The sequence below is a fragment of the Geobacter sp. FeAm09 genome (assembly GCF_008330225.1).
Taxonomy (GTDB): domain Bacteria; phylum Desulfobacterota; class Desulfuromonadia; order Geobacterales; family Pseudopelobacteraceae; genus Oryzomonas.
The window spans coordinates 2,967,447-2,980,828 of the sequence record NZ_CP042466.1 but is presented as its reverse complement, the minus strand read 5'-3'; the positions used below and the strand labels follow the sequence as shown (position 1 = coordinate 2,980,828).

The 13,382-nt window shown below is 63.4% G+C and carries 14 protein-coding genes and 1 tRNA gene; 3 read left to right on the top strand and 12 right to left on the bottom strand.

The features are described from left to right. Nucleotides 1-39: 39 nt before the first annotated feature. Nucleotides 40-116, bottom strand: a tRNA-Arg gene (locus FO488_RS13965). 123 nt (nucleotides 117-239) lie between these two features. Between FO488_RS13965 and FO488_RS13960 the strand changes: the two genes are divergently transcribed. Genes FO488_RS13960 through FO488_RS13950 form a run of 3 tightly spaced genes read left to right on the top strand, consistent with a single transcriptional unit; the run spans nucleotide 240 to nucleotide 2,880 of the window. Beyond that, complete coding sequence (locus tag FO488_RS13960) at nucleotides 240-1,088, top strand: MBL fold metallo-hydrolase (protein WP_149211120.1); 849 nt, start codon at nucleotides 240-242, stop codon at nucleotides 1,086-1,088. Between the two features lie 11 nt (nucleotides 1,089-1,099). After that, on the top strand, nucleotides 1,100-1,702 hold the full coding sequence (gene coaE / locus FO488_RS13955) for a dephospho-CoA kinase (protein WP_168206134.1): 603 nt from the start codon (nucleotides 1,100-1,102) through the stop codon (nucleotides 1,700-1,702). Continuing rightward, nucleotides 1,699-2,880, top strand: a complete 1,182-nt coding sequence (locus tag FO488_RS13950; protein ID WP_149211118.1) for a class I SAM-dependent RNA methyltransferase — start codon at nucleotides 1,699-1,701, stop codon at nucleotides 2,878-2,880. The genes coaE and FO488_RS13950 overlap by 4 nt, the downstream gene beginning before the upstream one ends. A gap of 55 nt (nucleotides 2,881-2,935) precedes the next feature. Here the strand turns inward: FO488_RS13950 and FO488_RS13945 are convergent, their stop codons facing one another. The 11 genes from FO488_RS13945 to grpE form a co-directional block, all read right to left on the bottom strand. Next, complete coding sequence (locus FO488_RS13945; RefSeq protein WP_149211117.1) at nucleotides 2,936-3,880, bottom strand: M14 family metallopeptidase; 945 nt, start codon at nucleotides 3,878-3,880, stop codon at nucleotides 2,936-2,938. Next, on the bottom strand, nucleotides 3,877-4,854 hold the full coding sequence (locus FO488_RS13940) for a M14 family metallopeptidase (protein WP_149211116.1): 978 nt from the start codon (nucleotides 4,852-4,854) through the stop codon (nucleotides 3,877-3,879). The genes FO488_RS13945 and FO488_RS13940 overlap by 4 nt, the downstream gene beginning before the upstream one ends. Nucleotides 4,855-4,874: 20 nt before the next feature. Next, complete coding sequence (locus FO488_RS13935) at nucleotides 4,875-5,285, bottom strand: transglutaminase family protein (RefSeq protein WP_149211115.1); 411 nt, start codon at nucleotides 5,283-5,285, stop codon at nucleotides 4,875-4,877. Then, nucleotides 5,243-5,737 carry a transglutaminase N-terminal domain-containing protein gene (locus FO488_RS13930; protein WP_149211114.1) on the bottom strand — a complete coding sequence of 165 codons (495 nt, stop codon included), beginning with the start codon at nucleotides 5,735-5,737 and terminating at the stop codon, nucleotides 5,243-5,245. The genes FO488_RS13935 and FO488_RS13930 overlap by 43 nt, the downstream gene beginning before the upstream one ends. Before the next feature lies 1 nt (nucleotide 5,738). Continuing rightward, nucleotides 5,739-6,698, bottom strand: a complete 960-nt coding sequence (locus FO488_RS13925) for an alpha-E domain-containing protein (protein ID WP_149211113.1) — start codon at nucleotides 6,696-6,698, stop codon at nucleotides 5,739-5,741. A 184-nt stretch (nucleotides 6,699-6,882) separates the two neighbouring features. Further along, nucleotides 6,883-8,331, bottom strand: a complete 1,449-nt coding sequence (locus FO488_RS13920; protein WP_149211112.1) for a circularly permuted type 2 ATP-grasp protein — start codon at nucleotides 8,329-8,331, stop codon at nucleotides 6,883-6,885. Between the two features lie 263 nt (nucleotides 8,332-8,594). Further along, nucleotides 8,595-8,861 carry a cytochrome C gene (locus tag FO488_RS13915; protein ID WP_149211111.1) on the bottom strand — a complete coding sequence of 89 codons (267 nt, stop codon included), beginning with the start codon at nucleotides 8,859-8,861 and terminating at the stop codon, nucleotides 8,595-8,597. Nucleotides 8,862-8,885: 24 nt separating this feature from the next. Next, nucleotides 8,886-9,224 carry a hypothetical protein gene (locus FO488_RS13910; protein ID WP_149211110.1) on the bottom strand — a complete coding sequence of 113 codons (339 nt, stop codon included), beginning with the start codon at nucleotides 9,222-9,224 and terminating at the stop codon, nucleotides 8,886-8,888. A gap of 131 nt (nucleotides 9,225-9,355) precedes the next feature. Continuing rightward, nucleotides 9,356-10,534 (bottom strand): molecular chaperone DnaJ, encoded by a 1,179-nt coding sequence (dnaJ, locus tag FO488_RS13905; protein ID WP_149211109.1) that lies wholly within the window; start codon nucleotides 10,532-10,534, stop codon nucleotides 9,356-9,358. Between the two features lie 186 nt (nucleotides 10,535-10,720). Further along, a complete protein-coding gene (gene dnaK / locus FO488_RS13900; protein ID WP_149211108.1) occupies nucleotides 10,721-12,643 on the bottom strand; it encodes a molecular chaperone DnaK in 1,923 nt (640 codons plus the stop codon). Between the two features lie 146 nt (nucleotides 12,644-12,789). Continuing rightward, a complete protein-coding gene (grpE, locus tag FO488_RS13895; protein WP_149211107.1) occupies nucleotides 12,790-13,371 on the bottom strand; it encodes a nucleotide exchange factor GrpE in 582 nt (193 codons plus the stop codon). Nucleotides 13,372-13,382 lie beyond the last annotated feature (11 nt).

The following is a 13,382-nucleotide window of genomic DNA, read 5'->3' as shown; positions in this document are numbered from 1 at the left end:
CGAACGAAGAGGTACGACATCCATACCGTGTTGCAGGATTGGCGGGCGGCATGGGATTCGAACCCACGACCCCAGGCTTCGGAGGCCTGTACTCTATCCAACTGAGCTAACCGCCCGCACCGTTCCTGCCCAACATCGAACATTATCCAGACAAATTACACTAATTGAACGGCCAACTCAAGCCAAAAATCTGTCTTTTTGGCGGATGCTCTGTTAGAATGCGTTTTCGGGGGAAAACCATGAAACGCGCGTCCTTTGCCATGGTGTTCTTTATTGCGCTCTCCGTGCCGGTTTTTGCCGCTGCGGCCAGCTTCAGGTTCCAAAAGGTCGGGGATGACGTGTATGCGGCCATTGCCGAGCCGGGGAGCAGGGCCGCCAGCAATTGCCTGATCGTCGTGGCCGACTATCAGGTTATCCTGGCCGGTGCCCATTTCACCAAGGCCACCACCAGGGAGCTGATCGACTTCGTCGGGACCGTAACGCCGCTCCAGGTGCGCTATGTCGTCCTGACCCACCACCACAGCGGTTTCGACGCCCTGGATACGGATTTCCCGCGCAATGCCGACATCATCACCTCCCGGCGCACCTGGCAGATCCTCAGAAAGGAACCGGGCCGGATCAAAAACCAGGTGATCTTCTTCGATCAGGGGCTCACCATCAAGCGCGGTTCCCGGGAGATCGTCATGACCGCCACCGAGCGCGGGCACAGCGAAGGGGATGTGTTCGTCACCCTTCCCGAGGACGGGGTCCTGTTCGCCTCCGACCTTTTGTTCAACGATGTGGGCGGTTACATGGGGGACGGCTATTTCCGCGATTGGCTCATGGACCTGGATACCCTGGCCGAGGTGGGGGCGCGCACGGTCGTCCCGGGGTTGGGGGGGGTGACGAACGGCGACGGCATCAGGCGGTTCCAGTCCTTCTTCCGCGACTTCACCACCGAGATCCTGCGGCTTGCCGCGAAAGGTCTGGATGCGGACGCCGCCAAGCGGGAGTTTTCCCTGCCGCAGTTCCAGGCCATGCCCGGATTCCGCACCTTTTTCGATGCCAATTTCCGCCGCGCGTACACCGAGCTCAGGGAGCTGCAATGAAGCCGCCCGGAATCCGCGTCATCGGCCTGACCGGCGGGGTCGCCACCGGCAAGAGCAGCGTGGCCCGCTTCTTCGAGGAACGGGGGGTGCCGGTCATCGATGCCGACCGGTTGGCCCGGGAGGCGGTGGAACCGGGGAGCCCCTGCCTGGCCCGGCTCGCCGCGCTGTTCGGAACCGGTGTGCTGCACGGGGACGGCAGCCTCGACCGCAAGCGCCTGGCTCGTATGGTTTTCGCCGACGGGGAAAAACGGCGGCAGCTTGAGGCGGTCCTGCATCCCGAGATCCGGCGTCTGGCGGAGGAACGCATCGCCCGGGCCGCGGCCGCGGGCGAGCGGATCGTGATATACATGGCGCCTCTCTTGATCGAGGCGGGCGCCACCGACCGGGTGGACGAGATCTGGGTGGTGACGGTGCGGCCCGGGATCCAGGTGGAGCGGCTCATGGCGCGGGACGGCATCGGCCGGGACGAGGCCGGCCGGATCATTGCCAGCCAGATGCCTCTGGCCGAGAAGGAACGTCATGGCAGGATCGTGATCGACAACAGCGGGACCCCCGAGGAAACGCGCCGCCTGCTGGCGGCACTATGGGAACAGGAGACAGGCGGTACACCATGAGTGAAAAGAACCACATACTACGGCGCGGCCCGCGCCAGGCCGAGCGGCCCGATCCGAAGATGACCTGCTTTGCCGCCGTCCCCCGCGGCGCCGAGGAGATTGCGGCCCACGAGCTTGAACAGTTGGGGGCGGGGGACGTGGCCGCCGGTCGCGGCGGGGTCTCCTTTACCTGCAACCGCGAGGGGCTCTACCGGGCCAACCTCTGGCTGCGCACCGCCAGCCGCGTGCTGGTGCAGCTCGCCGTATTCCCCTGCTCGTCCCCCGACGAGCTGTACGCCGGGGTGCACGCCATCCCCTGGCCGGAGCTGATTACCCCCGCCATGACCCTGGCGGTGGATTGCAGCCTGCGCGACTCGGTCCTGACCCACTCGGGCTTTGTGGCCCTCAAGACCAAGGACGCCGTGGTCGACCGGGTCCGGGAGGCGTGCGGCAGCCGCCCCAGCGTGGATACGGCGGCGCCCGACCTGCGCATCAATGTCCACCTGTCCCGCAACGTCTGTACCGTCAGCCTGGACAGCTCGGGTGACGCCCTCGACCGCCGCGGCTACCGACTGGAGCGCAACGAGGCCCCCATGCGCGAGACCCTGGCCGCCGCCGTGGTCGCCCTGACCGGTTGGGACGGTTCCTCCCCCCTGGCCGACCCCATGTGCGGCTCGGGGACGATCCCGGTGGAGGCGGCCCTGGTGGCAGCCCATGTGCCGCCGGGGCTGAAGCGCACCTTCGGCTTTCAGCGCTGGCAGGATTTCGACGACAGGGTGTGGAAAAAGTTGCTCAGGGAGGCGGAGGGCGGCATCAAGCGGCTCCCACTCGGCCTGATCACCGGCTATGACCGGGACAGCCGGGCGTTGGTCCTGGCGGCCCGCAACGCCGCGCTGGCCGGATTCGAGGGGCAGTTGCACTTTTTTCACGCCGCCCTGGAGGAGTTCAGGCCGGAGGGGGACACGGGGGTCGTGATCATCAACCCCCCCTATGGCAAGCGTCTGGGGGATGAGGACGAACTGCGGGAGTTGTACTGCCAGATCGGCGATGTCCTGAAAAAGCGCTGCCGCGGCTGGACCGGTTTCGTCCTGACCGGCAACCTGGAGCTGGCCAAATACATCGGCCTGAAGGCCGCGCGCCGCTATGTGCTCTTCAACGGGCCGATCGAATGCCGCTTGTTGAAGTACGAGCTGTATTGACCGGGTGAGAGAATGAATTTACTCACGCCACAACCAACCGGGCGGCCCGTCAGGGCTACCGGGTGCAAATCCGCACCAAAAGGTCCCCTTCGAAGAGCATCGGCTGGCGGCGGATGCCGGTCAAGAGCCCCGCGGCCGGCGCGGTGACCCTGGTGCGCACGGCGCCGTTGAAGCTGTCGTAGATGTACCCCAACTCCTGCCCTTTGCTCACCCAGCCCCCCAGAGTTTTGTCCGAGACGAACATGCCGGCCCGGTCGGCATAGATGCGCACGGAGCACTCCCTGGTGAAGTAGAGGGCCTCCTGGTCCGCCTCGGCCACCTCCACCCCTTCCAGCACGCCGATCCTCCCCAAAAACGCGACCAGCCCCCGAAAGACCTGCTGACAGTGGGGCAGTTGTATGGAACCCGCCTGGCCCACCTGAAGGAGGAAGCTCTGACCGGGCCAGTATTTCCAGGAGTACATCAGGGTCGTGGTGAATACCGGGCTTACCGAACGCTCCATGATGGCGGGGAGCCCGAACAGCCGCGCGGTTTCCCGCTCCTCCGGGGTTGGATCGTAGAGGCGCACCTGGGGCAACTCCTCGAAGTACAGGTTGGAACCGTGCAGGTCCACGCGGTAGGCGGACTTCTTGGTGGCCTCCAGCACGGTGTAGGCGATACGCTGGGTGGTTTCGCCCATCTGGTTGCCGGGGAACATGCGGTTCTGGTCGCTCTGGTCGAAGGGCCAGGCGCGGCGCAGGGTGTTGGCGCCCAGCACGTTGACCGCCGGGATTATCAGCACCCGTTGCGCAAGGCGCAGCTTCGGATATGCCCCCTCCTCCACGGCCGTGAGGAAATCGGCCAGGCGGGCCAGGATGTAGATGCCGTTGATCTCGTCGCCGTGCAGGCCGGAAACGAACGATACGGCCGGGTTCCCCGCGGCCGGGCCGATCTCGTGGCAGGGGATGGTGAAGTCCTCCCGCAGCGGGGCGGTCATGAGTACCAGATCGCGGCTGCTCATGCCAACCTCCCTTTCCTGGCCATGACCCGCGCCATGAGCGAACCTTCGTATACCAGCGGATATTCGCGCAGGGTGAAGAGGATGCCGTCCACCGGGGAGCGCACCTCGGCCAGGATACCCCCCTGGAGGGGGGAGACGATGTTGCCCAGCAGTTGCCCCTTGCGCACGTCGGTCCAGTGTTCGATGACCGGCACGAACAGCCCCGAGGTGGGGGCGTTCAGGTAGTGAACGTTGCTGTCGTCGGCGATCAGGGGGAGGTGGTTGAGCGACGGCAACTCCACGTCCGGGGCCAGTACGCCCAGGTCCTTCCAGAGGGTCAGGATGCCGGTCATCAGTTGGCGGCAGTAATCGGGGGTGATACGCATGCCGACCCCCATCTCCACCACCAGGCAGGGGGTGCCGACGCTGTTGAGGCTGTGGGCGACGGTGGCCTCCAGCACGGTCATGGCGCCGTGCAGCCAGATCAGGTCCAGGTTCAGGCGCTGGGCCAGGGGCACGAGGCGGTCGGCGAAATCGGTGTTGATCCGCACCTGGGGGATTTCCCGCAGGTAGATGTTGCTGGCGTGGATGTCGATGACCAGCGCTGCGCCGGACAGGTTCCCAATGGCGGCATGGGCGATCCGCTTCGGCAGGTCGCCGCTGGGCGAACCGGGAAAGTTGCGGTTCAGGTCGGTGTCGAAGACCGGGATGGCGCGGGTCAGGGTATCCAGCCCGAGGGGGTTCATGGCCGGGTAGAGCTCCACGGTGCCGGTCAGTCCGGCGGGGTTCTCCCGGGCCATCCGTTCGAGCCAGTCGGCGAGCAGTTGGCAGACGTAGAGCCCTTCCAGTTCGTCGCCGTGGATGCCGGCCACGATGGCGACGCGGGGGCCGTTGCCGCCGCGGTACACGGTGCGGCGGATGCAGAGCCGTTCGCTGTAGGGCATCTCCAGGGAGAGGATGCACGAGGTGGTGATGGAGAGTGATGATTCGGGCATGGCGCGTCGTTGCTCCAGGGTTATTGTTGAGATATGGACAGCCGTATCACCGGTTCGTCGCCCGCCACATCCCCCTTGAAACTGCCCCGCTGGGGGGCCGCATCCAGGTAATCGCGCCCCACGGCCACGGGAATGAACAGGTCGTTGGCCAGGATCTGCTGGGTGGCGTCGAAACCGGTCCAGCCGCGGCCGGGGACGAGCACCTCGGCCCAGGCATGGGTTGCGGGGGCGAGCGGTTGCGCCTCCTCGTTCCGGGAGGCCAGATATCCCATAACATATCGGGCGGGAATTTTCCACGATCTGACTATGGCGATGAGGAGATGGGCGAAATCCTGGCAGACCCCGGCCCCGGCGGCGAGGGCCTGGGCCAGGGCTGAGTGGACGGTGGTCACGCCGGTTTCGTAGCGGAGCACCGTCGTGATCCACGCCATGGCCCGCTGCACCGATTCCAGCACCGTGCGGCCCGGCTCATGGCACGGGAAGGCCAGATCCGGGTCCAACTGTCCCAGAGACGGGGTGGCCGGACTGCGGCTGAGGATATAATCGTACCATGCCGGGGTCGTGCGGAGCGCCTCCCGGAGCCAGTCCCGTTCGTCGCCGGGGGGAGCGGCGGGAAGTCGAAGGGGTTCTCCAGCGTATTTTCGACCTCGGCCCGCATGCGGGTCACCAGGCGGCGGTGGGGCCGGATGATGTCGAAGGCGGTGACGTGATTGCCGTAATAGTCCCGGTAGCTGCGCAACCCGGCCGGCGGCTCGGTTGCCAGCTCTATGGCGATCAGCCGCTGGTGCGAATCCTCGCGGGGCGTGAGACGCAGTTCCACGTGGTGCTCGCGCACCGCTTCCGGGTACTCCAGGACGGTTTCGTGTTCTATGAAGTAGCGCATGTCACGGCTCTTCCATGTGGGTGTCGAGGAAATCGGCCTGGGCCGCCTGGTTGAGGGCGGCGATGGCGGCGAGGAACTCCTCCAGGAATTCGTGCAGGCCGGTGGAAAAGATCTGCTCCGCCGAGTTGCCGGCCAGCATGGCCTCCAGACGCTCCAGGGCAATCGGCGAGCGTTGCTTGCCGGTGATGCCGGTATCGGCCAGGGCCCGGTGCATCCGTTTGACCGTATAGGCCAGGGAGCGGGGGAACTCCTGCTCGAAGATGGTGAACTCCACCACATCCATGGGGCGGAAGCCGGCGTGGTACTTGCGGCGGAACGCCTCGTACCCGGAGAGGGACTTGAGGAGGGCCGCCCACTGGTAGTAGTCCAGGGCCGAACCGACCAGGTTCAGGTCCGGCAGGAGCAGGTGGTACTTCACGTCCAGGATGCGGGCGGTCATGTCGGCCTGCTCCAGGAACGTGCCCAGGCGGTAGAAGCCGAAGGCCTCGCCCCGCATCATGGTGGTGCTGGTCAGGCCGTGGAAACGGGCCACCTCGCTGCGCACCAAGGAGAAAAACTGACTGGCCCGCAGGGGATGCAGCGGTGTTTTCAACTGTTGGTCAACGTTCAGCCAGAGTTCATTGATGGCCTCCCACATCTCCCGCGAGATGCGGTCGCGGGCAATGCGCGCGTTTTCCCGCGCCAGGCGCAGGCAGGTGCGGATCGAGTTGCCGTTGCTCTTTTCGGCGGTCATGAACTGCAACACCCGCCCCTGGGTGAGCTGCCCCTCGCCGTACAGCCCGCTGAAGGCGGTCTCCGCCGAGGTGATGCTGAGCAGCGGCCGCCATTTGTCCCCCTCGGACATGTCCTCCTCGGCCTCGAGCAGGTAGAGCAGGTTGATCTCCATCAGGCGGGCGGTATCGCCGGCCCGCTCCAGATAGCGGGACATCCAGTAGATAGAATCGGCTATGCGGCTCAGCATGGTGTGTCCTCTGTGATTACGGGAGGTTGTTGAAAAACAGCCATCAGGCCTTCGTCCTCGAAAGCCCTTTCGTGCGGCGTAGGCCTGCTACGCCTCCTCGGGGCTTGTCGAGCGGGTGCGACGATCTGACCATTTTTGAACAACCTTGATTTTTCGACAGCCTGTCTGTATGCGGCGCGTTTCCTCACTCGGCCAGGACCCAGGTGTCCTTGCTGCCGCCCCCCTGGGACGAATTGACCACCAGCGATCCCTTGGTCAGGGCGACGCGGGTCAGCCCCCCCGGCACCACGTCGATGTCGTCGCCGTAGATGATGAACGGCCGCAGGTCCAGGTGGCGCGCCTCCAGTTCCCCGTCCATGTAGCAGATGTGGCGCGAGAGCTGGACCACCGGCTGGGCGATGTAGTTCCGGGGATTTTCCAGCACCTTGGCGGCGAACTCCTTGCGCAGGGCCGGGGTGGAGGCCGGCCCCATCAGCATGCCGTAGCCGCCCGATTCGCTGACCGCCTTGACCACCATGCGTTCCAGGTTGTCCAGCACGTAGGCCCGCTCCTCGGGGTCGGTCATCTGGTAGGTGGGGACGTTCTGCAGGATGGGGGCCTCGGCCAGGTAGTAGCGGATGATGTCGGGGACATAGGGATAGACCGCCTTGTCGTCGGCAATGCCGTTGCCGGGGGCGTTGACGATGGCGATGTTGCCGGCCCGCCAGGCGTTGATGATCCCGGCTACCCCCAGTGTGGAATCGGACCTGAACACCAGCGGGTCGAGGAAGTCGTCGTCCACCCGGCGGTAGATGACATCGACCCGCTGCAGGCCGGTGGTGGTTTTCAGGTAGACCACGTCGTCCTTGGCCACCAGGTCGCGCCCCTCGGCCAGCTCCACCCCCATCTCCTTGGCCAGGAAGGTGTGCTCGAAATAGGCCGAGTTGTAGATGCCCGGCGTCAGCACGACGATCTCGGCCTGCCCCGTGCCGCGGGGCGATACGGCCCGCAACGCCTCAAGCAGCAGGGCCGGGTAGTGTTCGACCCGGCGCACGCGGTATTTGGCGAAGAACTCGGGGAGGATGCGGCGCTCGATGACCCGGTTCTCGATCATGTAGGATACGCCGGAGGGCGTGCGCAGGTTGTCCTCCAGCACCAGGTATTTGCCGTCCTCGTCCCGGATGATGTCGATGCCGCTGATGTGCGTGTAGATGTCGTGGGGCGGGTCGACGCCCATGATCTCCCGGCGGAAGTCCTTGCCCTGGTAGATCAGTTCGGCCGGCACGACGCCGTCCTTGAGGATGCGCTGGTCGTGGTAGATGTCCTTGAGGAACAGGTTCAGGGCCCGGACCCGCTGCTTGAGGCCCGATTCGATGATGTTCCACTCGCTGGCCGGGATGATGCGCGGGATCAGGTCGAAGGGCCAGATGCGTTCGATCCCCTCGTCCGAATCCCCGTAAACCGTAAAGGTGACCCCCTCGGCGTGCAGGGCCAGTTGCGATTCGTGGACCTTGGCCTCAAAGGCGTTCTGGCCGACCGACTGGATATGCTCCCACAACGGCCGGTAGTGCTCGCGGGGGGTGAAGCCATCGGTATAGAACTCGTGGTAGGAGATGCGGGGTTTTCGGGATGTGTCGGAGGAGATGGCTGCCATAGCGCGCTCGTTTTTTTACGTGAGGTGTGTGCGGCTCGGTAAAGAACGAAGCAAAATCAGGGCCAAAACGAGATGCCGTTTAAATTGAACCGGGAAAAACATTTGCCCCAGAACCTTCGCGGCTCTGTGGCCAACCCGCCGTTTCGGCGGTTGAATGGTTAGGTGTGGCGCCGGTCCGATACCGCCCCACGGTGAAGGGAAAATAGTCTGAGCAAGGTGAAAAAATAGGCAGCCTCCTGACGCGGAGACTGCCTGAACACTCGTCAACGTTTCAGCTTGTGGCAGAGGAGGCAGCGGTTCTTGGGGGGGTGGTTGGGGGGGAAGGGGACCCCTTTTTCATTGTGGCAGGTTTCACACCCCTTTTCTGCTTCCTTTTTGCTGCCGGTTTGGGCGAAGGTGTCGTAAAACGGTTTATGCTTGTCGTCCAGGGGGACGAACTTGGTCTTTTCTTTGCCGGAGATGGCGAAGAATACCCCCAGCACCACAACGATGAGCCCGATGAACAGCCAGTCCCGCTTGTCGATTTTCATGAAATAACGCCCCTTCTCCTGGATTCAGTCCGACTTGATGAGCGAAAAGTAGATGATCACGCCGCCGATGACCAAGCCGCCGCCGATGAACGGCAGCATGGATTTCATGGACAATTCCTCGCCCGGTGCCGGCATGGCGAAGCGGACGATGACGATCATCCCGATCAGGGTGAACAGCGTCAAAAGGACGGTCTTCGACCGTTTGACGACGCCGAAGAAAAAAACCGCCGTGATAACGAGCAAAACCGCCGGGTGGGTGAAGATCTGATTCAGGGTGAGGTGCTGAATCGTGTTCATCAGGTTGGCGGTTTCAAAGGGGCGCAGCGTCTCGGTCGCCTTTTCCGCCAGCTGCTGTTTGTCCATGCATGCGCTCCGTTCTGACAGGTCTGGACTCGATTTCGTGGAATAGTAATGCAAAACGGGATGCCCGGCAAGTCAATTTGACGCGGGCATCCCGTATCCGTTCCCCACTTAAAGGATGGCGCAGCGGGCCGTCAGCTCAGGATGTCCATGACCTTGTCGAGGAACCCCTTTTTCAGGGGGTGGACCTCCTCGCCGCTGATCTTGGCGAACTCCTCCAGCAGTTCCTTTTGTTTCTTGTTGAGGTTGGTGGGGGTTTCCACCCTGATGATCACCAACTGGTCACCCCGGCCGTAGCCCTGCAGCGAGGGGATGCCCTTGCCCCGCAGGCGGTAGATCTTGCCGGACTGGGTGCCGTCCGGGATCTTCATGGCGACCTTGCCGTCCAGGGTCGGCACGTCCAGCTCGCATCCCAGGGACGCCTGGATGAAGCTGATCGGGATTTCGCAGATGACGTTGTTGTCTTCACGCTGGAAGATGGGGTGGTCCTTGACGTTGATGGCTACATAGAGGTCGCCGTTGGGGCCGCCTTTGCCCTGGCCCCCCTCGCCGGTCAGCTTGAGGCGCGACCCGGTTTCCACCCCGCCCGGCACCTTGACCGAGAGGGTCTTGGTGTCCTTGACGCTTCCCTTGCCGCGGCAATCCGGGCAGGGATTGTCCACGACCTTGCCTTCGCCGTTGCACTGGCCGCAGGTCTTGCTGACGCTGAAAAAACCCTGCTGATACCGGACCTGGCCCGCTCCGCGGCAGGTGGGGCAAACCTTCGGCTCGGTGCCCGGTTTCGAGCCGGAGCCGTTGCAGGTCCCGCACCGCTTGGCAAAGGGTACCTCGATCTTCTGCTCGGTGCCGAAGGCGGCTTCTTCGAAGCTGATCTCCATGTTGTAGAGCAGGTCGTCGCCGCGCCGCCCCTGGGCACGTCCGCGTCCACCCCCGCCGCCACCGAAGATGTCGCCGAAGATGTCGCTGAAGATGTCGCCGAAGGGGGTACCGGCCCCGAACCCGCCGAATCCGCCACCGCCGAAACCGGCCCCGGAGACGCCGGCGTGGCCGAACTGGTCGTACTGGGCGCGCTTCTCGGCGTCGGAAAGGACTTCGTAGGCCTCAGTCACCTCTTTGAACTTCTCCTCGGCCGCCTTGTCATCCGGGTTCTTGTCGGGATGATACTGGATGGCCATCTTGCGGAAGGCCTTCTTGACCTCGGTCTCGGAGGCGTTGCGGTGGATCTCCAGCACCTCGTAGTAATCGCGTTTTTCGCCGTTTGCCAAAATAGTGTCCTTGATGAGGTTGTTGAAAAACAGCCATCTCGCCGCCATCCTCGAAGTCCCTTTTGTGCGGCGTAGCGCTGCTACGCCTCCGCAGGGTCTTCTGCGGGTGCGACGATCTGACTATTTTTGAACAACCTGGGTTTTTTCAACAGCCTCTGATAACGCAACGAGCAGCGCCCCCGGAGGAGGCCTGCCCGTGCTTGATGAAGTTACCCGTTTACCCGTTATTCCGGCCTATTTCTTCTCTTCCTTCACCTCTTCGAAATCAGCATCGACAACCTTTTCGTCTTTGTGTTTCGACGCGCCGGACTGCTCGGCGCCGGCAGCACCCTCACCCTCGGCCCCGGCCTCCTGGGTCTTGGCGTACATGGCCTCGGCCAGTTTGTGGGCCGATTGGGCCAGTTCGTCGGTAGCTTTTTTGATCGCTTCGGCGTCTTCGCCTTCCATAACCTTCTTCAGTTCGGCGATCTTGTTCTCGATATTCCCCTTTTCAACGGCGTCGATCTTGTCGCCGAACTCCTTGAGGGATTTTTCGGTGCTGTAGACCATGCTGTCGGCATGGTTGCGGGCCTCGATGGCTTCCCGTTTCTTGCGGTCGTCTTCCGCGTGGGCCTCGGCATCGCGCACCATCTTGTCGATCTCTTCCTTGGAGAGGCCCGAGGATGCGGTGATACGGATGGACTGTTCCTTGCCGGTGCCCAGGTCCTTGGCCGAAACGTGGACGATGCCGTTGGCGTCGATGTCGAAGGTGACCTCGATCTGGGGCACGCCGCGGGGGGCGGGCGGCAGACCGGTCAGTTCGAAATTGCCGAGGGTCTTGTTGTCCCGCGCCATCTCGCGCTCACCCTGCAGGACATGGATGGACACGGCCGGCTGGTTGTCGGCTGCGGTGGAGAACACCTGGCTTTTGCGGCAGGGTATGGTGGTGTTCTTTTCGATCAGTTTGGTCATGACGCTGCCCAGGGTTTCGATGCCGAGCGACAGCGGGGTGACGTCCAAAAGCAGCACGTCCTTCACGTCGCCCTTCAGCACGCCGCCCTGGATACCTGCCCCGATGGCCACCACCTCGTCCGGGTTGACGCCCTTGTTGGGGGTCTTGCCGAAGATGTCCTCGACCCGTTTCTGTACGGCCGGCATGCGGGTCATGCCCCCCACCAGGATAACCTCGTCGATCTCGCTGGGGGAGAGGCCGGCATCCTTCAAGGCGGTGCGGCAGGGGCCGTCCAGCTTGGCCAGCAGTTGGGCGCAGATCGATTCCAGCTTGGCGCGGGAAAGCTTCAGCGTCAGGTGCTTGGGACCGGAGGCATCGGCGGTGATGAAGGGGAGGTTGATGTCGGTCTCCACGGAGGAGGAGAGTTCGCACTTGGCCTTCTCGGCCGCTTCCTTCAGACGCTGCAGGGCCATCTTGTCGCCGCGCAGGTCAATGCCCTGGTCCTTTTTGAACTCGTCGGCGATCCAGTCGATCACCAGTTGGTCGAAATCCTCGCCCCCCAGGAAGGTGTCGCCGTTGGTGGACTTCACCTCGAATACGCCATCGCCCAGTTCAAGGATCGAAATATCGAACGTACCGCCGCCCAGGTCGAAGACCGCGATCTTTTCGTCCTTCTTCTTGTCCAGGCCGTAGGCCAGGGCGGCGGCGGTCGGTTCGTTGATGATACGCAGGACGTTCAGGCCCGCGATCTTGCCGGCGTCCTTGGTGGCCTGGCGCTGGGAGTCATCGAAATAGGCCGGCACGGTAATGACGGCATCGGTGACGGTCTCGCCCAGGTAATCCTCGGCGGTCTTCTTCATCTTCTGCAGCACGATGGCCGAGATTTCGGGGGGGGAATAGCGTTTGTCGCGCACCTCGACCCAGGCGTCGCCGTTGTCTGCCCGGACGATTTTGAAAGGCGAAATGGCGATGTCTTTTTTGACCGCATCCGTTTCAAACTTGCGGCCGATCAGGCGCTTGATGGAGTACAGGGTGTTTTCCGGGTTGGTGACGGCCTGACGTTTGGCCTGCTGTCCCACGAGGCGCTCACCATTGTCGGCAAAAGCCACCATCGAGGGAGTCGTACGGCTTCCCTCGGAATTGGCGATAACAACCGGTTCGCCACCCTCCATGATCGCGACGCAGGAGTTGGTGGTTCCCAGATCGATTCCGATTACTTTACTCATGACGGATAATCCTCCTTTTCATATCTTCCTGTAGAAATCAAACTAGTCATCGTTTTGGGAAAAAACAAGGGCCCGGCGAAAATAATGTGTGAAGCGGTCAGGGGAGGGGCGGCCGGCGAACGTCCCGCCCCCCCCCGGCTCCCCTCTCAGGCTTCCGGGTTCTTGGGTGCAGTTGACACCGATACCATGGACGGGCGCAACAGGCGGTCCTTCAACAGGTAGCCCTTCTGGTATTCCTCCACCACCGTATTGGGGGGGAATTCCCCGGTCGGCACCTGGGCCATGGCTTGGTGGAAGGCCGGGTCAAAGGGGGCTCCGACCGCCTCGACCGGGGTCACGTTGAATTTCCGGAGCGAGGTCAGGAGCATGGTGTGAGTCATGCGGATCCCCTCCACCAGGGCGGGCAGCCCGTCCTCGGAGGCATGGCCCAAGGCGCGCTCCAGGTTGTCCAGCACCGGCAGGATCTCCTCGATCAGCGATTTGTAGCCGTAGTTGAGCAATTCCTCTTTTTCGCGGTTGGTCCGTTTGCGCAGGTTTTCCAGGTCGGCCCGTTCCCGCAGGAAGCGGTCCCAGTTCTCCCGTGCTTCCTTTTCCTTGGCGGCCAGTTGCTCCTCGAGGGACAAGGGCTCGACCTCGAGCGCTCCGGCAGCGGCCTGGTCGGCAGCGCCAGTACCCGGGGCGGCGGCTTGTTCGGTGTTCTTCGGTTCAACGGTATCGTGCGCTTTCATGGTTGCTTATG

Excerpts from the sequence above, each read along its gene's own strand:
- FO488_RS13960 (WP_149211120.1), top strand. The coding sequence starts at position 240 with ATGAAACGCGCGTCCTTTGCCATGGTGTTCTTTATTGCGCTCTCCGTG.
- FO488_RS13950 (WP_149211118.1), top strand. The coding sequence starts at position 1,699 with ATGAGTGAAAAGAACCACATACTACGGCGCGGCCCGCGCCAGGCCGAG.
- FO488_RS13945 (WP_149211117.1), bottom strand. The coding sequence starts at position 3,880 with ATGAGCAGCCGCGATCTGGTACTCATGACCGCCCCGCTGCGGGAGGAC.
- FO488_RS13940 (WP_149211116.1), bottom strand. The coding sequence starts at position 4,854 with ATGCCCGAATCATCACTCTCCATCACCACCTCGTGCATCCTCTCCCTG.
- FO488_RS13935 (WP_149211115.1), bottom strand. The coding sequence starts at position 5,285 with ATGGCGTGGATCACGACGGTGCTCCGCTACGAAACCGGCGTGACCACC.
- FO488_RS13930 (WP_149211114.1), bottom strand. The coding sequence starts at position 5,737 with ATGCGCTACTTCATAGAACACGAAACCGTCCTGGAGTACCCGGAAGCG.
- FO488_RS13925 (WP_149211113.1), bottom strand. The coding sequence starts at position 6,698 with ATGCTGAGCCGCATAGCCGATTCTATCTACTGGATGTCCCGCTATCTG.
- FO488_RS13920 (WP_149211112.1), bottom strand. The coding sequence starts at position 8,331 with ATGGCAGCCATCTCCTCCGACACATCCCGAAAACCCCGCATCTCCTAC.
- FO488_RS13915 (WP_149211111.1), bottom strand. The coding sequence starts at position 8,861 with ATGAAAATCGACAAGCGGGACTGGCTGTTCATCGGGCTCATCGTTGTG.
- FO488_RS13910 (WP_149211110.1), bottom strand. The coding sequence starts at position 9,224 with ATGGACAAACAGCAGCTGGCGGAAAAGGCGACCGAGACGCTGCGCCCC.
- dnaJ (WP_149211109.1), bottom strand. The coding sequence starts at position 10,534 with ATGGCGGCGAGATGGCTGTTTTTCAACAACCTCATCAAGGACACTATT.
- dnaK (WP_149211108.1), bottom strand. The coding sequence starts at position 12,643 with ATGAGTAAAGTAATCGGAATCGATCTGGGAACCACCAACTCCTGCGTC.
- grpE (WP_149211107.1), bottom strand. The coding sequence starts at position 13,371 with ATGAAAGCGCACGATACCGTTGAACCGAAGAACACCGAACAAGCCGCC.